General features: G+C 68.0%; 9 protein-coding genes and 4 pseudogenes. 9 read left to right on the forward strand and 4 right to left on the reverse strand.

The genetic code is table 11. The annotated features are described in order from the left end of the window. The first annotated feature begins 188 nt into the window (after positions 1-188). The 3 genes and pseudogenes from ACFY93_RS30945 (at position 189) to ACFY93_RS30955 (ending at position 11,796) form a co-directional block, all read left to right on the forward strand. Positions 189-4,444, forward strand: a pseudogene (locus ACFY93_RS30945) (LamG-like jellyroll fold domain-containing protein). Between the two features lie 192 nt (positions 4,445-4,636). Next, positions 4,637-11,332, forward strand: a complete 6,696-nt coding sequence (locus ACFY93_RS30950) for a polymorphic toxin-type HINT domain-containing protein (RefSeq protein ID WP_391365226.1) — start codon at positions 4,637-4,639, stop codon at positions 11,330-11,332. Further along, positions 11,332-11,796: a DUF4304 domain-containing protein gene (locus ACFY93_RS30955; RefSeq protein WP_391365155.1), complete on the forward strand. Its 465-nt coding sequence runs from the start codon at positions 11,332-11,334 to the stop codon at positions 11,794-11,796. The genes ACFY93_RS30950 and ACFY93_RS30955 overlap by 1 nt, the downstream gene beginning before the upstream one ends. Before the next feature lie 162 nt (positions 11,797-11,958). Here the strand turns inward: ACFY93_RS30955 and ACFY93_RS30960 are convergent. Further along, positions 11,959-12,729, reverse strand: a pseudogene (locus tag ACFY93_RS30960) (tyrosine-type recombinase/integrase); the annotation flags it as partial. 666 nt (positions 12,730-13,395) lie between these two features. On the opposite strand from ACFY93_RS30960, the gene ACFY93_RS30965 reads away from it, so the two are divergent. From ACFY93_RS30965 to ACFY93_RS30980, 4 genes and pseudogenes are all read left to right on the forward strand, one after another. Beyond that, entirely contained in the window at positions 13,396-13,752 is a 357-nt protein-coding gene (locus ACFY93_RS30965) for a type II toxin-antitoxin system RelE/ParE family toxin (protein WP_391365157.1), read from the forward strand. Positions 13,753-13,924: 172 nt separating this feature from the next. After that, positions 13,925-14,086, forward strand: coding sequence for a hypothetical protein (locus tag ACFY93_RS30970; protein WP_391365159.1), 162 nt, complete (start codon positions 13,925-13,927; stop codon positions 14,084-14,086). Positions 14,087-14,121: 35 nt separating this feature from the next. Next, positions 14,122-14,337 (forward strand): annotated as a pseudogene (locus ACFY93_RS30975) (helix-turn-helix domain-containing protein); the annotation flags it as partial. A gap of 356 nt (positions 14,338-14,693) precedes the next feature. Continuing rightward, the gene (locus ACFY93_RS30980; protein WP_391365160.1) at positions 14,694-15,023 is read left to right on the forward strand and encodes a hypothetical protein; all 330 of its coding nucleotides are present in this window, start codon (positions 14,694-14,696) and stop codon (positions 15,021-15,023) included. A gap of 271 nt (positions 15,024-15,294) precedes the next feature. On the opposite strand, the pseudogene ACFY93_RS30985 reads toward ACFY93_RS30980, so the two are convergent. After that, positions 15,295-15,697, reverse strand: a pseudogene (locus tag ACFY93_RS30985) (amidase family protein); the annotation flags it as partial. Positions 15,698-15,831: 134 nt separating this feature from the next. Next, a complete protein-coding gene (locus tag ACFY93_RS30990; RefSeq protein WP_391365162.1) occupies positions 15,832-16,797 on the reverse strand; it encodes an NAD(P)-dependent oxidoreductase in 966 nt (321 codons plus the stop codon). 538 nt (positions 16,798-17,335) lie between these two features. On the opposite strand from ACFY93_RS30990, the gene ACFY93_RS30995 reads away from it, so the two are divergent. Further along, the gene (locus ACFY93_RS30995) at positions 17,336-18,067 is read left to right on the forward strand and encodes a decarboxylase (protein WP_391365164.1); all 732 of its coding nucleotides are present in this window, start codon (positions 17,336-17,338) and stop codon (positions 18,065-18,067) included. Positions 18,068-18,302: 235 nt separating this feature from the next. Next, a complete protein-coding gene (locus tag ACFY93_RS31000) occupies positions 18,303-19,397 on the forward strand; it encodes an MsnO8 family LLM class oxidoreductase (RefSeq protein ID WP_391365167.1) in 1,095 nt (364 codons plus the stop codon). Positions 19,398-19,442: 45 nt separating this feature from the next. Here ACFY93_RS31000 and ACFY93_RS31005 read toward each other — a convergent pair whose 3' ends face one another. Further along, the gene (locus ACFY93_RS31005; protein WP_391365169.1) at positions 19,443-21,524 is read right to left on the reverse strand and encodes an EAL domain-containing protein; all 2,082 of its coding nucleotides are present in this window, start codon (positions 21,522-21,524) and stop codon (positions 19,443-19,445) included. Positions 21,525-21,538 lie beyond the last annotated feature (14 nt).

Genomic DNA, 21,538 nt, shown 5'->3' on the forward strand with positions numbered 1-21,538 from the left:
GTACGAAGACACGCCTGTGACGCACGTCACCTGATGTGCCACGGTGGTTATGGGTGGGGTGGAGCGCAATGTCCACCCGGGTGGTCTGGACCGCCAACCGAGCACCGTCTTACTCTCCCGTTCACGATCTGTGGAGGATCGATCACGTTCGGGCAGAGTCTGGGGAGACTCTGTGGGGAGGGTGTGTCATGTCTGGGGGCAGACGGTTGTGCGCCGCGTCGGCGGCGTTGTCGGCCGCAGTGGCGTTATGTGTGCTTGGCCCTGCGAGTGCGACCGAAGCTGTTCGCAGCGAAGCGGCGACAGGTACAGCATCGGCTGCGGGGAAACCCGGGGGCAGCTCGACAGTGACGGAGTCCGAGGCGCTCGCCAAAGCCAAGCGCACGGGTGAATCCGTTGAGGTGACCTCCTTGCGGAGTGAGACCTCGGATGTCTTCGCGACAGCGGACGGCAACCTGGAGGCACGCGAGTATCTGCGCCCGGTGCGGGCCCGCGTCGACGGCGCATGGAAGGCCATCGACACAGATCTCGCCAAGTCCGAGGACGGCATGGTGGCACCGAAGGCCACGACCGTCGGGCTGGAATTCTCGGGTGGCGGAGAGGCCCCCATGGTGCGTATGGCCAAGGCCGGACGGGTGCTGGAACTCGGTTGGCCAGGCCGGTTACCGACTCCTGAACTGACCGGCGACACAGCGACGTACCCGGACGTCCTGCCCGGAGTCGACCTGAGGTTGGGCGCTCAGGAGGACGGGTTCACGCAGTTGTTGGTGGTGAAAACCGCTGAAGCCGCCGCCGGCAAGGAACTGGCAGAACTACGCCTGCGGCTGGACGCCGAGGGCATGAAGGTCGAGGAAACGTCATCAGGCGGCCTTGAGGCGGTCGACACAGGTGCCGACGGCACCGTGTTCGAGGCGCAGCAGCCGATGATGTGGGACTCGAGTCCCGAGACACAGCAGCCGACGCCTTCGCAATCCGTCACTGGAGTTGGAGCTGGAGCCCGAGTCGCGGGTGCGGAAGGCGAACCGAGCCTTGCGGAGTCGGGCAATCGGGCTCCGGTCGCTGTCGAGCTACCGTCCGGGCAGGACGAGTTGGTGCTGAGGCCCGACGCCGACCTCCTGAAGGGACAGAACACCGTCTACCCGGTGTTCATCGACCCTCAGTGGCACTCGCCGCAGGCAACGGCGTGGAGATGGCGTCGGAATACTGGGCCTCTTCGCCGCAGTGGAAGTTCAACGGCGATTCCGACGCGGGCATGGGCTACTGCGGCTGGTACTACTGCAAGCCCTACGACACCAAGCGTCTCTTCTACCGGATCTCGGTCTCGAAGTTCGCGGGTAAGCATGTGATGTCGGCGGAGTTCGTGGTCCGCAACACATGGTCCGCGTCGTGCAGCGCGCGAGGCGTGCAACTGTGGCGTACGAAGGGCATCTCCTCGTCGACGACCTGGAACACTCAGAAGTCGTCGGATTTCTGGATCGACCACCTGACGACGGATTCGTTCGCACACGGCTACGACGGTTGCGCCGCCAAGGACGCCGAATTCGATGTGAGATCGGCAGTGCAGCAGGCCGCGGACAAGAAGTGGTCGACGATGACGTTCGGCCTGCGGGCCTCCAACGAGTCGGACGCGTACGGCTGGAAACGGTTCTCGGACGACGCGTTCCTGCGGGTCCAGTACAACCGGCCGCCTGCTCAGGCCAAGATGTCGCAGCTGACCATGGAGTACGGCGGCACCTGCAAGAAGTCCTCCGGCACGGCCCACGTCCGAACGCTGGGGAAGATCTACGCGAACGACATCACGGACCCGGACGGTGACAGCCTCTCCGTTCAGTTCCAGGCCAAGTGGGACGGTGGCTCGTGGAGCCCGTCGCGGACCACGTTCAAGAAGTCTGGGTCCACGTTCGCGATCAGCCTGCCGTCGTCCATCCCTCCGGACAAACAGGTGAACTGGTACGTGCGCGCCTATGACGGGGTGCAGTACTCGCCGTGGTCGTACGCCGGTGATCCGACCGCTTGCTACTTCGTCTACGACACCAAGGTGCCCAAAGCGCCCGCGGTCACTTCGGGCGACTATCCCGCCTCCGATCCCAGCGACCCGAACGACCCTTGGTTCGACGGAGTGGGCCGGTACGGGTCGTTCCAGATGAAGGCGGCCGACACCGATGTGATCACGTACTGGTACGGCGTCAACGGTGATCCCAGCTCCAAGAACAAGATCACGACGTCGGGTGGAGCGGCTCAGATCGCCAAGGTGCTGCCGGCCAGGTCCGGGGTGAATTTCTTCACCGCCCAGGCATTCGACTCGGCCGGCAACAACAGTGAGATACGCACATACCAGTACCGGGTGAAGGCGGGCCAACCCGAGCGGGCGACGTGGCAGCTGAACGAGGCCGCCGGTGCGAGTGAGGCAAAGGGCTCGACTCCACCACGCACGTTGTCCATGACCGGAGGCGTCACACCCGGTGTGACAGGGGTGCAGGGCACGGCGGTGGAGTTCAACGGCACGGACGGGTACGCCTCCACGGACCTCCCGGCGGTCGACACCAGCAGAGGATTCGCGGTGTCGGCGTGGGTGAAGCTGACGAAGATGCCCGACGACGCGGCGGTGGTGGCCACCCAGCCGGGCAACAACGCACCCGGCTTCGAGCTGTATTACTCCAAGACGTACGACCGATGGGCGTTCAACCAGTACAAGGCCGACAGCGCGGACGCCGGCATCGCACGGGCGATGCCCGCCCAGGCCGGGGGAGTGAGCACCGGGGTCTGGACGCATCTGGTGGGTTCGTACTCGTCGACCAATGATTTGCTGCAACTGTTCGTCGACGGCGAGCTGGTGGGCGAGGTTTCCTACGACGCACCGTGGGAGTCCCGGCGCGGCCTGCAGATCGGCGGCAAGAACTACACGGGCAGCCCCATCGCGCTGCTCCCCGGAGCCGTCGACGATCTGCAACTCTTCGACAAGCCGCTGGCCCAGCACGAGGTCGACGCCTTGCACGCGCGGCAGAGCGTCGGTGATCCGGGGCGCCCGGCCGTGGCCGTCTTCGACCTGGACGAGGCGGTAGACGCCACCGAGATCACCGGTCACGGAGGAGTGCTGCCCGCCAAGTACAACGGCACGGTGACCACGGGCGTGGAAGGGGTGGCGGGCAAGGCCGCTCGCTTCGACGGCACCAGCGGCTACGCGAAGATAGGCCAGACCAGCGGGCCTCACGTCAACACCTCGCGGAGTTTCACCGTTTCCGCCTGGGCGAAGCTGGACAAGAAGCCCACGTCTGCCGCCGTGATCGCGGCACAGGCGGGCAAGGACCGGCCGGGCTTCGAGTTGTACTACTCGGCCGCCTACGACAGGTGGGCGGTGAACCAGTACTCCGCCGATGCGGTGGACGCCGCCCCGATACGGGCCACGCAGGCCGACGGCACGAGCGCTCGTGCGGGCGAGTGGGTGCATCTGGTGGGGGTGCATGACACCGTGGCCGACACCCTCACCCTGTACGTCAACGGCGCCAAGGCCGGAACTACCAGGCTGGCCGGTGCGTTCTACGCCGATCAGTCGATGTACATCGGAGCCGGCAACTACAGCGGCGCCATGGGCAGCTACTTCCCCGGAAAGATCGACGACGTACGTCTCCTGGACCGACCGGTGTCGGCCGAGGAAGTCCAGCAGATCTTCCGCCAACGACCGTTGGTCAAGGGACGGTGGAAGTTCGAGACGGCCTCGGGGACTCCGCCGGTGACGCCGGACGCTTCCGCGTCGGGCAACAACATGACACTCAACAACGGTGCGGAGATCGGCTCCGGCTGGGTGGACGGCGGCGTGACGCTCGACGGCGTCGACGACTACGCGGTGACGTCGGCTGCTCCGCTGGACACCAGCACCAGCTTCACCGTCTCCGCATGGGCGCAGGCCGCGGCCGTCCCACGGAGTGGGGTGGCCCTGCTCAGTGCACCTGGCACTGCGCAGAACGCCTTCACGGTCCGCTACGAGCCCAGTGCGACGCCGGACACGGATCCAGGCCGTTGGCGGATAGCCATGGCCGCCGAGGACAGCACTTCAAGCGCCGTCTCCCACGTCGACAACGGGTGGTTCTCCGGTCCCACCGACTGGACACACCTGGCAGTTGTCTACGACGGCTTCGCCAAACAGCTCTCGCTGTACGTGAACGGTGAGCTGGAGCAAGTCGCCTGCGCGGATGACGACGGTGACGGCGCTGCAGACGATACGGCCTGCACGGACAAACTCTCGTGGGCGGACGACGTACTCGCCTTCAAGTCGACGCAGCCGATGCAACTCGGCCGGGCCAGGACCGGGACCGGCACCTGGGGTGAGTACTGGCCGGGCGCCGTCTCCGACGTTTGGACCTTCCAAGGCGCGCTGACTGACACCCAGATCGAGACGCTGGCCATCGGATGGCCCGGTATGCCCACCGATGTGCCCGGCGCCGGCTGAACAGCCCAGCGGGCTCTGTTCGCAGGGCCAACCGCTCTCCTTTTCAAATCTGTTGCCCACACTCCCGCCCCACCGCGTGCTCGGCACGCACGCGGAGCATCGCAGCGAAGGACGAAGGACACGATGAACGGCAGATCGAGCAGGCGATTCGTGAGCCTCCGGCGACGCCTCGCACTGGCCTCGGCCGCGGTCATGGTCGGTACGCTTCTGCAGGCGGGAGCCCAGCCGGCGCTCGCCGCGGACGACGGTACGGGCCGGCCCGCCCTTCCCAGCGCCGAGCGTCCGGTTCCCGGCACGACGGGCAAGGTCAAGCCCCGCAAGGTGATGAAGGGGCCGCGCACACCCAAGGAAGCCCCCGCCACCGCATGGCCGAAAGCGGCGAGCACGGTGATGCACATGCCCGCTGCCGACTCGGAGAGCCGCACGACATCTGTCCGTGCCGAGGGCCTACCCCTGACGCTCGACACACAGGGGAAGACGAAGAGTAAGCCCCTTCACGGGGATGTCGAGGCACGCCTTCTGAGCCACAAGGCAGCGCAGGAGGCTGGAGTCGACGGCCTGCTGTTCACGCTGAAGCCCAAGACGGAAGCGAGGGGCGGAGAGCCCGGCCGCGTTCGGGCCCGGCTCGACTACTCCGGCTTCGCCGACGCCTACGGCGGTGGCTACGCCTCCCGCCTCACCATGGTCCGGCTCCCCGCCTGCGCGCTCACGACGCCTGACAAGGCGGCCTGCCGGTCCAGCACGCCAGTGGCAACCGTCAATGACACGGACAAGCAGACCCTGACCGTGAAGAACGTGAGTCTGAGCACCGGCGTTGCCACGGTGCTCGCGGCGGTGGCCGCCACAGAAGGCGCCCAGAGCGACTACAAGGCGACTTCTCTCTCCCCTTCTGCGACGTGGAAGACGAACCTCAACACGGGCGACTTCGCCTGGTCCTACGACATGCCGGTGCCCGAGGTCCCTGGAGGGATGGCCCCGAAGGTAGGCCTGTCCTATTCCTCAGGATCGGTCGACGGACGTACGGCCAACACCAACAACCAGGCATCCTGGGCGGGCGACGGCTTCGACCTGTGGTCGGGCTATATCGAGCGCCGCTACAAATCCTGTGCCGAGGACGGTGTCAAGAACGCCGACGGCAGCAAGCCGGGCGACCTGTGCTGGGGCTACGACAACGCCTTCATCACGTTCAACGGCAAGGGCGGAGAGCTCGTCCCCGACGGTGACGACTCCTGGAGGCTGAAGGACGACGACGGAACCAAGATCGACCGCCTGACCTCGAGCAATCGCGGCAACGGTGACAACGACGGCGAGTACTGGCGGCTGACCGCGCCCGACGGCGCCCGTTACTACTTCGGTTACCACCGCCTGCCCGGCTGGGCGGACGGCAAGGAGACCACGGACTCCACCTGGACGGTTCCCGTCTTCGGCGACGACACCGGCGAGGACTGCCACGCTTCCACTTTCGCCGACTCCTGGTGCAAGCAGGCCTGGCGATGGAACCTCGACTACGCGGTCGACGCGCACGGCAACGCCTTGGCCTACTACTACAACCAGGAGACCAACTCCTACGGTCGCAACCTCAAGGCCAAGGACAACACCCGTTACGTGCGTGGCGGCACCCTCGACCGCATCGAGTACGGGCTGAAGTCTTCCGCCATGTACGGGACCAAGGCACTGGCGAAGGTCGACTTCAGCAACAGCGAACGCTGCCTGCCCGACTCCAGCACCACCTGCTCGGACATCGGCACCGACGCCGCCTACTGGTACGACACCCCCTGGGACTTGAACTGCGACACGAGTGAGGACTGCGACGAGGGCCGGCTGTCCCCCGCCTTCTTCACCCGGAAGCGACTCACAAGCGTCACCACGCAGGTGTACGACGGAACCACGTACCGTGACGTCGACTCCTGGAATCTGACCCACCGCTGGGGTATGGCGGACACCGACTACCAGCTGCTGCTCGACTCGGTCCAGCACACCGGGCACACGGCCGAGCCGGCGGTCACCCTGCCGAAAACCACCTTCGCCTACACGCAACTGGCCAACCGGTTGGACAAGACCGGCGACGGCTATCCGCCCTTCATCAAGGCCCGCCTGTCCACGGTCTCCGACGAGTCCGGCGGCCAGATCGACGTGAACTACTCCGCACCCGCATGCGACTGGGGGACGCTGCCGACTCCCGAGACCAACACGACCCGTTGCTTCCCGCAGTACATCGGAGGCAGCTCGTCGGACGACCCTGAGCGGCAATGGTTCAACAAGTACGTGGTCACGTCGGTGACGGCCAGCGACCGCACGGGCGGGTCCCCCGACCAGGTAACCGCCTACGACTATCTCGGCGGTGCCGCCTGGCACTATGACGACGACAACGGTCTGACCAAGGAGAAGTTCAAGACCTGGTCCCAGTGGCGCGGCTACGGTCACGTCCGGGTCAGGGAAGGGGGTCAGGGCGGGGCCGCCGCCATGAAGTCGCAGGAGGACACGTACTTCCTGCGCGGTATGGACGGCGATCGAAAGGATGCCGGCGGTGGCACCAAGTCCGTCGTCGTCACCCTGGACGACGGCGAGGGCGACCCGATCACCGACCACGAGTCGGCAGCCGGTTTCGCGTACCGGACGACCGCCTACTCAGGACCCGACGGCAAGGTCCTGACCAAGTCCGTCGACCGCCCCTGGCACCATGAGACGGCGAAGAAGGTCCGGGACTGGGGCACCATCACCGCCAACTTCACCGGGACGTCCCACACCAAGACCTGGACATCCCTGGACGACGGCGCCGGTACCTCCTGGCGCGTCACCTCCAAGGCCACGAAGTACGACACCGTCGCGGGACGCGTCACAGAGACCGACGACTTCGGTGACAGCGGCACATCGGCCGACAACAAGTGCAGCCGGTTCACCTACGCCACCAATGCGACCATCCTCCCTCTCCTGTCGAGGACCGAGACGGTCTCGGGGTCATGCTCCGACGCCGTCAGCAGGCCCGACGACGTGATCTCCGACGTACGTACGGCCTACGACAGCGGTGCCTATGGCGCAGCGCCCACGGAGGGAGACCAGACAGCCACCGCGACGCTCAAGCGGTACAGCGGCACGACCGCCCAGTACCTCGAGTCGGGAATCACATACGACTCCTACGGGCGCCAGAGGACCAGCACCGACCTGACCGCTGACGTCTCCGTGACCGCGGACGGCACGGTCACGAGGACGGAGCGCGGCGACGGCCGCACCACCACGACAGCCCCGGAGCCTGCCACGGGCTTCCCGGCCAAGGTCACGGTCACCACTCCTCCGGCCAAGGACGGTGACGCGGCTACAGCGCAAACAACGACCACGACCCATGACAGCCTGCGCGGCCAGCCCCTGACGATCACCGACACCAACGGCAAGGTCACCCAGCTCGCCTACGACGCGTTGGGCCGAAACTCGAAGGTGTGGCTGGCCGACCGCCTGACCGGTCAGACACCCACCTACGAGTTCACCTACACGGTCAACGATCACGATCCGGTCGCCGTCGGAACCAAAACCATCGGCAACAACGGCGCGCAGCGTGTCTCCTACATCCTTTACGACGGCCTTCTGCGTCCGCGCCAGACACAGGGCCCCGGCCCGGACGGTGGACGTCTGCTGAGCGACACCTTCTACGACGCACGCGGCCTGGTCGCCAAGGAGTTCGCGACCTACTACGCGAGCGGCGCTCCGGCCACCACCCTCTTCAAGCCCGAAGACGCCTTGAGCGTCGAGACCCAGAACCGCTATACGTACGACGGCCTCGGCAGGAAGACCGAGGCCAAGCAGATCGCCGGCAACGGCGACGGCGGCAAGGTCCTGTCCACCACCACAACCATCTACGGCGGCGACCGTACGACCGTCATCCCGCCCGCCGGCGGCACCGCCACCACCACGGTGGTCGACGCACAGGGCCAGACCACAGAGTTGCGCCAGCTCCACGCACGTAACGCGGGTGCGGCCTATGACACCACGGCTTACGCCTACACCCCGCGCGGTGAGCTGAAGAAGCTCACAGACCCGGCGGGCAGCACCTGGACGTACACCTACGACCTCCTCGGCCGGCAGACCAAGACCACCGACCCGGACAAGGGCACCACCCTCAGCGGCTACGACGACCGAGGCCTGCTGACCACCACCGACGACGCCCGCTCCGACACGCCCGCCTTGTGGTACGGCTACGACGGCCTCGGTCGCAAGACGGAGGTGAGAGAGAAGTCCTCCGACGGCACGCTACGCGCCCGGTGGGTGTACGACACCATCAGCGGCGCCAAGGGCCAGCTCGCCGAGTCTGTCCGTTACGACAACGGAAACGCCTACACGACCAAGGTGGTCGCCTACGACCGTCGGTACCGGCCGCTGCGCACATCCATCACCATCCCCTCCTCCGAGGGCGCTCTGGCCGGCACTTACCTGTCTGGCACCACGTACAACGCGTCGGGCACAGTTCAGGGTGTCGGCTATCCCAAGGCCGGATCCCTGTCCGCGGAGACAGCGGTCTATACCTACGAGGACGCCACCTTGCGCCCCGTCGCGATAAGCGGCGGCCAGGGGCTCAAAGCCACCACCAGCTACAGCCTCACCGGTAAGCCTCTGCAGTACGAGCTGTCGAACGACGACGGCAAGAAGACCTGGGCGACCAACACCTATGAGTGGGGCACTCAGCGCCTGGCCACGTCCCGTGTGGACCGCGAAGACGTGGCCGGCGTCGACCAGAACAGCACCTACCACTACGACGAGGCAGGCAACGTCCTGTCCGTGTCGGACGTCTCCCGCGACGGCACCGACAACCAGTGCTACACCCACGACTACCTGGGCCGTCTGACCGAGGTCTGGACCCAGAGCACCACCGACTGCGCGAGCGCGCCGAGTGGCAGCGTGCTGGGCGGTCCGGCACCGTACTGGCAGTCGTACACCTACGACCTGGTGGGCAACCGCAAGACGGAGACGATCCACGATCCTGCGGGCGACTCGGCGAAGAACACCAAGAGGACCTACGCCTACCCCGCTCCGGACGCAGCGCACCCGCACGGCGTGTCGTCGGTGACGACCTCCGGCCCCTCAGGCATCGCGAAGGACGACTACGCATACGACGCGACCGGCAACACCACCGCTCGCACGCGTGGGGCCACCGACCAGGCCCTGGCATGGGACGCCGAAGGTCACCTGGCCAAGGTGACCGAAGGCAGCCGCACGACCGAGTACGTGTATGACGCCGACGGTAACCGCCTGATCAGCCGAACCCCCACCGAGACGACCGTCGACCTCGGCGCGACCGAGATCACCCTCGCCAAGGGTTCCAGCGCCCCCAGGGCCACCCGGTACTTCGACATCGGAGGCGGGCATCAGGCCGTCCAGCAGGACGACGGCAAGGTCTCCTTCACCCTCGCCGACCATCACGGAACCGCCCAGCTTGCCGTCGACGCCGGCACCCAGAAGCTCACCCAGCGCCGCACGCTGCCCTTCGGTGGCACAAGGGGCGCGGAGCCGAGCGGCTGGCCCGGCACGAAGAGCTTCGTCGGCGGCACCGACGACCTGAAGACGACCGGCCTCGTTCACCTGGGCGCCCGCGAATACGACCCGGCCACCGGCCGCTTCGTCAGCGTCGACCCGATCCTTGACCCCGCCAACCCGCAGGGCCTCAACGGCTACGCCTACTCCGACAACAATCCGGTCACCCTCAGCGACCCGGACGGCCTCAGGCCAGTCACTGCGTGCGAAAGAGGCTGCGACGATGACGGCGACACCTACCGGGACAGGTTGAGGCATAACCGGGACGGGACATGGACTTACCGCGCCAGGAACTATCACTACGTCTATGACGGTTCAGGCGATCTGCACAGCGTCATCGTCAGGGGTGACGACGTGTCGTCGCCTTATGGTCAGAAAGTCGTGCACAAGCCATACAACCTGGGACCTCAAAAGACAGTCGCCAAGACTCTCTACTCATTGGCAGTGCCTGACCCCACCAATTGGTGGGACTGCATGTCCGGCGGCGGCGCGTCAAGCTGCTTCGAGTCCGCAATGGATCTTCCCTGGGCCAAGGTCCTGAAGTTTGTCCCTGACTCGGTGAAGAGGAAGGGAGCCGAAGCCATTGAAAAATGGGTGCAGAAGGCGTTCAAGCACTGTAAGTGCTTCCTCGCCGGCACCGACGTCCTGATGGCGGACGGCAAGACCAAGAATATTGAGGACGTCAGGGTAGGAGACAAGGTTCTCGCTACCGATCCCGAAACTGGTAAGACAGTTCTTAAAAAGGTGACCCGTCTTATACGGACGGATGGAGACAAGTACTTCAACAGGCTCTCCATTGCCACCAAGGACGGCATAGATCACCTCACCGCGACGCGTGAACACCCGTTCTGGTCACCGTCCGAGAAGAAGTGGGTAGAGGCCAGCGCCCTCACACCTGGCATGACCCTCCGCAGCGACGATGGCAGCACGGTCATCGTCGTAGGCAACAAGGGCTTCACCAAGCACGCCCGCACCTACAACCTGACGGTCGAGGGCCTGCACACGTACTATGTGCTGGCGGGCGAAACGCCGGTGCTCGTTCACAACAGCAATGGATGTGGCGTTGCCCGTAACGAGAAGGGGCAGTTCACCTCTGGGGAGAATGCGGACGCGGCCCGTGGCCGTCAGACACACTTGAACTACAAGAATGCCCTGGGGGCTGGGTACGACTTCGAAGTCAGGCTTCCGAGCGGGCTCCGGCCTGATGCGGTCGACTGGAAGAACCGTGTCGTGCGTGAGTTGAAGTCGGATGCGGCGAGCAGTCAGGCGACGGGACGGCGACAGTTGCAGAAGTACGTCGCCGAGTTGGAGGATATGACCGGTCAGAGCTGGACTGGCCATCTCGACACGTATAAGAGGTTCGGCTGATGGTTAACTCGATTCTCCTGAAGGCTCTCAATGAGGTCTTCAAGCCGCTGGGTTTTCGAAAGAAGTCGGCGAGCTGGTACAGAGTTTCTGGCGATCTCTACTGTGTAGTTGCCGTCCAGGAGTCCAGCTGGGATGAGTCGTGCTACGTAAACGTCGGATTCGCGCCAGCGGTCAATGTTAAGGCGGGGTGGCTCCCGGAGGCGAAATGTCTCGTCAGGTTCAGGGCGGACGCAATCAGCTCCATTTCTCGCGAAGATCTCGACCTCCTATCTGGACAAGCAGCGGAGGCGCGTGGTGAGGATTCCCTTCGAATGGGCCTTGTCGAAAAGATTGCGACTCCAGTAGCGCGGGCGGTCAATCCGGTTGAGAGCATTCAGGGCTTGAAGTCCCTGCTGCGTACGAGCGTTAGCGATCAGGTGTTCATTCATCGTGAAATCAGGGGTGAATTGCTTGAAGAGGGGTGACGCAGCGTCCTTGGTTCCGAGCCGACAGCTTCACTTCCGTGACTCCGGACTTCTCGGAGTGCCGGTTTTGTCGGGATTGATCGGTGCTGACGGCAGTAATTGACGGCAACGGCGGCGAACACCAGGGGTGTTCGCCGCCGTTGCCGTCCGTGGTCAGGGACGGTCGAGGGAGTTGCCGAGTGCGGTCAGGGCGTCGCGTTGGAGGCGGAGCCTTACGTGGGCGTAGACAGTTGCGATGACGCCGATGTGGGCGTGGCCGAGGAGTTCCTTGATGACGACGAGTTCGACGCCCTGTTCCAGGAGCAGGGTGGCGGTCGAGTGGCGGAGGTCGTGAAAGCGGATGCGGCGGAGGCCAGCACTGCGGAGGAGCGTGAGGAAGGCGCGGGTGAGGTTGGTGGGGTCGATCGCACTGCCCTGCGCAGTGGTGAACACGTGCCCGCTGTCCTGCCACGCCGTGCCTGCGGCCTCCCGCTCGCGCTGCTGCTGCTCACGGTGGAACTTCAGCGACTGGACACAGCGGGCGGGGAGGACGATGCGGCGCTCGGAGGCTCGCGTCTTGGTGGGCAGCGTGGTGAGACCGCCGGCAATGGTGCGCTGGAGTGTGCGGCGGATGGCGGCGGTGCCTGCGTCGAGGTCGAGGTCTCGCCCGTGGAGGCCGAGGAGTTCGCCCTTGCGGAGTCCGGTGTGCAAGGCGAGTTCGAACAGGGCATGCAGCCGGTGGCCTTGGGCTGTGGTGAGGAGCTGACGGGCTTCGTCGGCTGTGAGGGGTTCGAAGCGCCGGGGCCGTGGGGTGCCGGTGCGGACGTTGCGGGCGACGTTGCGCGGGACCTCTTCCTCGCGTACGGCGTGCTCCAAGGCGGACTTGAGGACGGAGTGCACGTGGGTGAGGGGCAGGGGCGGTAGACGCTTGGAGCAGCACTTTCCGGCGGCGCAGTAGATGGCGGAGCGACCGAACTGGTGGCGGGCCATGACCTGGGGGACGGTGAGGAGTTCTGTGCAGGCGGTCACGCGGCGGCCCCCGCCCGGACGGTGCTGGTCAGCGGATCAGTGGGGTGACCGACCGAGTGACCGGCGCATTCACCGGGGCTGTACGAGCATCGGGTTCGGGTCGTTCGCTCGGCTCGGGAGTGTCGGCGGGCTGCCGGTCCCCGGCGTGAGCAGGGCTCAACCTGGCACCGCCGGTAGCAAGTTGTGGGTGTGAGCACGTGCGTTCCGCACAGCAAGTGGTCGCCTACGACCGTCCTATGGCCGGATCGTACGCACAGGGGCTGGCCAGGGGGCCGTTCCTCAATGTCTGTCGCCGGTCTCACCGAGGGCGGTGGTCGACGTTGCCTCCGGCGAGGAGTGAAGCTCCCGGCCGACCGTCGGGGGCCGACTCCTCCTCCCCGGCCCCGCGCCGCCGGGCTGGGCGGCGCACCAGCCCGGCCGTACGCTTGCCTATCCCGCTCGCCCCGCTGGTTTGCGGGCTGAGCCGTGGCGTCAGGACGAAGGGGGGAGTACGGGGGTGTGCGACCTGGAGGAGCTGCGATCGCGGCGACGGCACACGACCTGATCTACGAAGTCGCGCTCTCGCACCCCGTGCCATATATCATCGGTGCTATGGACAGCGGGCGGTACTCGATCGAGATCGAGCCGGAGGTGCGGCTGTGGCTGGAGAACATTTCCGCCCATCACTACAAGCAGGTCGAACGCGTTGCCGACCTGCTCGCCGAGCAGCCCACCACGCTCGACGAAGCGCACTCCCGCCACCTCGGCGGCAAGCTCCGCGAGCAGCGGATCACCTACTGGCTGGCGCCCGGCCGACGTGTCGTGCTGCTCACCGTGTTCCGCAAGACCAAGATGCGCGAGCAGGCCGAAGTGGACCGCGCCCACGCCGCACAGCGATTGTGCGAGGCAGTGCATGAGGCCGCCGCCGAGCATGACCTCTACAGCCGCAACCTGAAGGAGCACCGATGAACCACAGCGAATGGAGGACCCGTCGCCACCGCCGGCTGCTGGGCGAGCGCCTGGACGCTGACCCCGAGTACGACCGTGTCTACGAAGAGGCCGGTCTCGCCATGACGTTGGGCAAGGCCGTCTACAACCGGCGTAAGCAGCTGGGCCTGAGCGAGGCCGACTCGCCGAGCGCATGCACGTCGACGTCGATGACATCGAAGGCATCGAGACGGCCACCGAGCTGCCGCCCATCGCGGTCATCATGCGCCTGGCCCGCGCACTGGACCTCACGGTGGACGTGCACCTCGCCGGCGGAGACGAGCCCACCGTCACCATCGTCGCCCCAGCGGCCTGAGGCGGGGAGGAACCATGCAGGACCCGCCTTCCGCGCTCGGACGTGAGCTCGGGCAACTCGTCCACGACCGGCGCATCGAGCTCGGGCTGTCCCAGGCCGAGCTGGCCGAGCGGTGCGGGATGAAGCAGCCGCAGATCTCCCGCTTCGAAGGCGGTGGGACCGTGCCCACGCTTCCCCTCCTGCGCCGCCTGGCGCGTGCTCTCGGCGCCGACCTGACCATCAGCCTCACCCCGCATGACGAAGCCGCTTGACACGCGTTCGGAATTCCTGGAATTCCCCAGGCGGTGCAGACCGCTGACGGCAGTAGTGACGGGCAACACCAGCAGACTCCAGGGGTGTGTCCAGCGCACGAGCACGAACATCCGGCGGCTATCGAATCTCCCGCTGACCGGCAGACTTGCAGGTAGGAGCGGCCTGGCCTGCACACGTACCGTGTGCTGGCGGGTAAAGCCGCGGTCGCTGAGCATGATTTTCAATGGGGAGTGCAGAGCGGGTGCGTTGAATGCAGATTCGCCGTTGATGGATCGAGTTGAAGGCAGAACTTCTCATGTCCGCGATAAGTGAGACCGATCCCGACTTTCGAGTGTGCCGGATTAGTTTTGACGCGTTGCTCGAGATCCAGTTTGAGGCGGAAGAGCGAGACTGGGGGACTCGGTGGAGCTCGGCGCATGCGCTCCGCAGCCAGGTCGCGGAGGAAGACGCTGTCCTGCAGTCGCTGATGCGTGAAGAGTGGGGTGGAGTTGTGCGGGCCTATCGGTGCCTTCTCCTGTTCTCGGCCGTGGATGGCGGGGGTTCTGGCGGCGTGACCACGATCGATCTTGAACCCGCGAGGTACCAGTCGTTGCAGCGGATCGATCGAGACCCTGAGGTGCGGAAGGCGCTGGTGCGTATGTTCTCCCTTGCGATGGGTGGCATTGGTGTGGTCGCAAAGAAGTAGGGGGAGTCCACTGGCCTGTGGTTCGGTATGGCCTTCGGTGCGTGGAGCGTGTTTCGCTAGGGAATCGGCAGTTTTGGGTCACTTGAAGAGGTTGGAAGCCTTGGTGTTCGGCTATCTGTGGTGGCCCGGATCTGCCAATCTCAGGGTTGCTATCAGTGCTCCGACTGCCAGGTCAGCTCGGGCATGTCTCGGCCTTCAGGTGTCACGAGCGATGCGCTGGATGAGGTCGCGGGATGTAACCGGGTCAAGAGTGGCCTCCTCCATGCGGTCCAGTCCGGCCGACGAACACCGCCCCGTTTCCCCGCAGCCTGGCCACGGACGGGGGCGTCCTCGTCCCACCGGCCCGCCGCCGGGTCGACGGTCCTCGACCCGCGCAGGGTCGGGCCGCCGCGCAGCAGCAGGATGTCCTTCACCGTGACCGGCACACCGTCCACCAGCCCCGCCGGTTCCCCGCGCCGCCAGCGCTCCGCCGACTCCCGCGCACGCCTCAGGGCGTCCCCCGCCTCGATCCGGACGAACGCGTTCACCGCCGGCTGGACCCGCTCGGCCTGCTCCAGGACCGCCCGCGTCACATCGACGGGACTGATCTCGCCCTTGCGATAGCCGGCGACGAGCCGCACCGCCGTGAGAGCGGTGAGATCCGTGGGAGTGGTGTGGTCCGTGGGGTCGGTCATCCGTCGCCTCCAGGGAGTCGGTCGGGGCGGTCGTCGGTCGTGGCGGTCGTCGGTGGTGTCGGCTCCGTGTCGTGTCCCGGCGTGTCCTTGCGTGCCCTGCAGCGCGTGTCGCGCCGTGCCGTGTACGTCCCCGGTCAGTGACCGGGGACGTATCCGCGTTCCTTGTCGACCACGTTCCGCAGGGGCTCGCCCGCCTCCCACGCCTCGTACAACTCGACGAACTGCGCGCCCAGTTCGTCGCGCCAGCCCACCGTGTCCCCGCTCATGTGCGGCGACACGATCAGCCCCGGCACCTCCCACAACGGGCTGTCCGGTCCCAGGGGTTCGTCCGCGAAGACGTCCAGCGCCGCGCCCGCGATCCACCGCTTGCGCAGCGCCTCGGCGAGCGCGTCCTCCACGACGAGCTGCCCCCGCCCGACGTTCAGGAAGCGCGCCGACGGCTGCATCGTCCCGAAGCGCCGCGCGTCGAACATCCCGTACGTGTCCGGGGTGAGCGGCGCCGCGCACACCACCCAGTCGGCGCGCGCCATCAGGCGGTCCAGGTCCTCCGGGCCGTGCACGCCGGCGCGGGAGGTGCGGCCCACCAGGGCCGTCGTGACGCCGAGCGCCTTCAGGGTCCGCTGGATCGCCCGCCCGATCGGCCCGGAACCCACCACGCACGCGCGCGTGCCCGCCACCCGCTGCGACTCCCGGTGCCGCCACTCCCGCTCCCGCTGCAGTTCCCAGGTGCGCGGCAGGTCCTTGGCCATCGCGAGGACGAGCGCGGCCACGTACTCGGCGATCGGCTGGTCGAAGATCCCGCGCGCGTTGGTCACGACGGTGTCCGACGCGGCGAGCTCGGGGCACATCAGATGGTCCACACCGGCGCTCGCGGTGTGCACCCAGCGCGGCCGGGGCGCCTCGCCGGGCCAGGCGTGCCGCACGGCGTGCGAGGTGAAGTCCCAGACCAGCAGGACGTCCGCCGACGGCAGCCGCTCGGCGAGCGTGGACTCGTCGGCGTACGCGATCCGCACCCGCCCGGTGAGCCGGCCGAGACGCGGACGCGGCTCCGTGCCCAGGACGAGCAGGGTCGTACGGGACTTCTCTGATTTCCTGGACATTGAGGGGGAATCGTTTCGCAATGCGCGTCCGCTCTCCTGAGGGCTGATCGTTTCCAGGCCCTGAGCGCCGTCCGTGCTGGTCGCCGGGTCCGGCCGACCGGCCACAGGGACAGACCACGGGGACCGGCCGGACGGTACCCATGCTGATTCGTGAACCGTCTTACAGGGCGCGGACCTACCACGCTCGCCGCTCGCACCCGACCTATCTATCTCGACAACCTACCTTTGTCGACGCGGGCCACCTGGGTACCCATGCCGTGGGGTCGTACCAGGCGCTGCTGGACGAGTCCGCCCGGCAGCTGCCCGTTCTCCCGGCGAACACCGCGTTCCCCGTCGAGGGGCAGGGGCAGGAGGGGCTGGCCTGAAGGCTCACGGGCCCGGCGCGGTTCGGGCACGGCGCGGTTCGGGCGCGGCACGACTCGAGCGCGGCACGACTCGAGCACGGCGCGGTTCGGGCACGGCGCCGGTTCAGGCGGCGTGCTCCGGGAACCCGTGTCCTGGAGCCACCCCCGTTTCCGGAGTGACAGGAAGGCTGGGCATGACCGCACTCGGAATCCTCTACCCGGGCCACTCGGCAGAGGACGACTATCCGCGCATGGAACAGCTCCTGGGCAGCGACATCCGCCTCCCGCTGGTCCACACCGACATCGGCGAGGACGCCCACCGCGTGGACGCGCTGCTGGAGATGGGCTCGGCGGCCCGGCTCGCCGCAGGTATCGAGGAGCTGCGCCTCTCCGGCGCCGAGGCGGTGGTGTGGGCGTGCACCAGCGGCAGCTTCGTGTACGGCTGGGAGGGCGCCCACGACCAGGTCCGCGCCCTGGCCCGCACGGCAGGGCTCCCCGCCTCCTCCACGTCCTTCGCCTTCGCGCACGCCGCCCGCGAGCTGCGCGTCCGGCGGGTCGCCGTCGCCGCGACCTACCCGGACGACGTGGCCGGACTCTTCGCCGGATTCCTCACCGACGCCGGCCTGGAGGTGGTCTCGGTGTCCGGCGCGGGCATCGTCACCGCCGCCGAGGCGGGCACCTGGGGCGAGGCCGAGGTGCTCGCGCTCGCCCGTGAGGGCGACCATCCCGACGCGGAGGCCGTCCTGATCCCCGGCACCGCCCTCCACACCGTCTCCCACATCCCGGCCCTGGAGCAGGCCCTGGGCAAGCCGGTCCTCACCGCCAACCAGGTCAGCGTCTGGGAGGCACTGCGCCTCGCCGACCGCAGGGTCAACGCGCCCGACCTGGGCGCCCTCTTCACGAAGGAGCCGATCGTCCAGGTGTGAGGGTGGGGGCCGTGTGAGGCGTCAGGGTCGTGAGGGGTGGCTCGGGGCCCCGTCGTGGGGCGTCAGGGTCGTGAGGGGTGGCTCGGGGCCCGGTCGTGAGGCGCCGGACGGCGGCCCGTGCCGAGGGGCCGCCGGGAATACGCGGGGACAGTCTCCTGTTGCCAGTCGCCGGAGCGTGAACGTGAAGGTGAGCGCGAGCGCGACGCGATCAAGGCGAGCAACAGGAGGCACCACCGTGGCGGCAGGCGAGATCCGAGGCAAGGCAGAGGGCACCGCCCCGGCCCCCCTGTCCGTACTGGACCTGGTGACCGTGGGCGCGGGCCGCACCGCGACCGACGCCCTGCGCACCAGCGTGGACATCGCCCGCCTCGCGGAGTCCCGCGGCTTCCACCGCTACTGGGTCGCCGAGCACCACTCCATGCCCGGCGTGGCCTCGTCCTCCCCGGCGGTGATCCTGGCCCACCTCGCCGCCCACACGGACCGCATCCGGCTCGGCTCCGGCGGCGTGATGCTCCCGAACCACGCCCCGCTCGTCATCGCCGAGCAGTTCGGCACCCTGGAGGCGATGGCCCCCGGCCGCGTCGACCTGGGCCTGGGCCGCGCCCCCGGCACCGACGGCGCCACGGCCGCCGCCCTGCGCCGCACCGACCGGCTGAACGAGGGCGCCGACGACTTCCCCCAGCAGCTTGCCGAGCTGACCCGCTTCCTGGACGACGACTTCCCGGACGGCCACCCCTACGCCCGTATCCACGCCGTCCCCGGCCCGGTCCAGGCGACCTCGCCCGGCGGCGTCCAGTCCCCGCACCGGCCGCCCCTCTGGCTGCTGGGCTCCTCCGGCTTCAGCGCCCGCCTGGCCGGCGTCCTCGGGCTGCCCTTCGCCTTCGCGCACCACTTCTCGGCGCAGAACACCGTCCCGGCCCTCGACCTCTACCGCGAGTCCTTCCAGCCGAGCGCGGTCCTGGACGCCCCGTACGCCCTGATCGGCGTCTCCGCCCTCGCCACGGACGACGAGAAGGAGGCCCGCCGCCAGGTCATGGCCGCCGCCCTGAACATGGTCCGGCTGCGCACCGGCCGCCCCGGCCTCGTCCCCACACCGGAGGAGGCGGAGGCGTACGAGTTCAGTCCGCTGGAGCGCGAGTTCGTCGACTCCTGGAACACCAACGTCATCCACGGCACCGCCGACGAGGTCCGCGCTGGCCTCGACGACCTGCAGAAGCGCACCGGCGCCGACGAGCTGATGATCACCGCCAACGCCCACAGCGGCGACATCCGGCTGCGGTCGTACGAACTCGTCGCCGACGCGTACGGTCTGCCGCGCGAGCAGAGCTGACCACCGGCCCGGGCGGACGGTCGACCCGGTTGCGCGGTCTCGGTCTCAGGCGCTCCCGCAGGCCGCCGCGTCCAGAAGCGTGGAGATACGGTCCGGCGCCACCGGGCGGGAGTACAGCCAGCCCTGACCGGTGTCGCAGCCGATGCGGCGCAGCCGGTACGCCTGGTCGGCGGTCTCCACGCACTCGGCGGTGACCGTGAGACCCAGCCGGTGGGCGAGCTGGATCATGGCCTCGACGATCATCTCGTCGGGTTCGGTACGGGACTCGGACCGGGGGTCGGATGGAGACCCGGACCGGGGGTCGGTCCCGGGGTCGGATGGAGACCCGGACCGGGGGTCGGACCGGGCCTCGGTGGGGGTGCCGGGAGCACCGGACGCCGGCGGTTTCGCGGGTACGGCGGTCCCAGCGGGCCCGTGCTGGAAGCCGCGGACGAAGGAACCGTCCAGCTTCAGCGCGGAGACCGGCAACCGGCTCAGGTAGGCGAGGTTCGAGTAGCCGGTGCCGAAGTCGTCGATGGCGATGCGTACGCCCATCTCCCTGAGCGCCCGCAGGGTCTGGAGCGGGCGGCCCGCCGAGCCCATCACGGCCGACTCGGTGAGCTCCAGCTGGAGCAGCCCCGGCGGCAGCCCGGTCTCGGCCAGGATCTCCGCCACGTCCGCGACCAGATCGGAGTCCCAGACCTGGCGCACCGCCACGTTCACGCTCACGAAGATCGGCGGCGCGGCCGGGTGGTCGAGCTGCCAGCGGCGGGCCTGACGGCAGGCCGTGGCCAGCACCCAGCGGCCGAGCTGGACGATCGAGCCGTCCTCCTCCGCCAGTCCGATGAACCGATTCGGCGTCAGCGTGCCGAACCGCGGATGCCTCCAGCGCACCAGCGCCTCGACCCCGTGCACACCGCCGTCCTCCATACCGACCAGCGGCTGGTACTCCAGGGTGAACTCGCCGCGGTCGATGGCGGCGCGGAGGGTGGAGGACAGGGCCTGCCGGGTCATGCGGTGGGCGTTGCGCTCCGGGTCGAAGAGCGTCCAGCGGCCCTTGCCGTCCGCCTTCGCCCAGTACAGGGTCGTGTCCGCGGCCTGCATGAGACAGGTCGCCGTGGTCCCGGCGGCGCGCCGCTCGACGACACCGATGGACGCCGAGACGGACAGCCGCTGTCCCGACAGGTCGAAGGGGTCCTCCAGGGCCCTGAGCACGGACTCGGCCAGTTCGGCGAGCTGGTCCGTGCCCTCGGAGTCCTCGACGAGCAGGGCGAACTCGTCGCCTCCGAGCCGGGCGACCAGCGGAGTGACGGCGTGAGTGTCACCGGCCTCGTCGGCGCAGCGCGTCAGCCGTTCGGCCACGGCCGCGAGGAGCTGGTCGCCGACGCGGTGGCCGAGGGTGTCGTTGACCGCCTTGAAGCCGTCCAGGTCGAGGTAGCAGAGCCCGATCCGGCCGGTGCCCACGCCGCCGGGGGCGCGGGCGCCGCTCTCCTCGTACGCCGACGCCGACGCCGACGCCTTCGCCTCCGTTTCCGCCTTCGCCTCCGTGTCCGTCTCCGCCGACTGGGCCTCCAGGGCGGCCGAGAGGCGTTCGAAGAACAGGGTGCGGTTGGGTAGCCGGGTCACCGGGTCGTGCATCTGCAAGTGCCGTAGGCGGGCATGGAGTTCACGCCGGACGCTGATGTCGGCGGCGGACAGCAGCACCGACGGCTCACCGGGGCGGCGCAGACGGGTGGCGGTGACCTGGACCCAGAGCGAGTGGCCGTCGGCGTGCTTGACCCGGCGGGTGCAGCGCAGCCGGGCCTGTCGCCCGTGCAGCACCTCGCGGTAGGCGTGCCGGGTGCGCGCGTCCGACGCCAGGTCCAGCAGATCGGCGGCGACGCGTCCCTCCGGGCCGTCCGCGCCGGTGCCGAGCAGGGCGCCCATCGCCTCGTTGGCCGTGACGACCAGTCCGTCCCGGTCGACGAGGGCCATCGCCAGCGGGGCGGTGGCGAAGGCGGCGTGCAGGTCGTCGGAGGAGGCCGCGCCGTGGGCGCCGTCGCTGCCGGGGGGTTCGGGCGCACGGGACGGCGCAGCTCTGTGACCCTCCGTGACAGCCGACCGGATGGAGTCTGCCGCTGGTGCCGGCCCTTCGGACGTTCCGTTCACCGCTCGCTCCACAG

Origin of the sequence: Streptomyces sp. NPDC008313, assembly GCF_042956125.1 — a bacterium.
Lineage (GTDB): Bacteria > Actinomycetota > Actinomycetes > Streptomycetales > Streptomycetaceae > Streptomyces.

Bases quoted from the DNA above. Each gene is read 5' to 3' on its own strand.
- ACFY93_RS30950 (WP_391365226.1), top strand. From the start codon at position 4,637: ATGGTCGGTACGCTTCTGCAGGCGGGAGCCCAGCCGGCGCTCGCCGCG.
- ACFY93_RS30955 (WP_391365155.1), top strand. From the start codon at position 11,332: ATGGTTAACTCGATTCTCCTGAAGGCTCTCAATGAGGTCTTCAAGCCG.
- ACFY93_RS30965 (WP_391365157.1), top strand. From the start codon at position 13,396: ATGGACAGCGGGCGGTACTCGATCGAGATCGAGCCGGAGGTGCGGCTG.
- ACFY93_RS30970 (WP_391365159.1), top strand. From the start codon at position 13,925: ATGCACGTCGACGTCGATGACATCGAAGGCATCGAGACGGCCACCGAG.
- ACFY93_RS30990 (WP_391365162.1), bottom strand. From the start codon at position 16,797: ATGTCCAGGAAATCAGAGAAGTCCCGTACGACCCTGCTCGTCCTGGGC.
- ACFY93_RS30995 (WP_391365164.1), top strand. From the start codon at position 17,336: ATGACCGCACTCGGAATCCTCTACCCGGGCCACTCGGCAGAGGACGAC.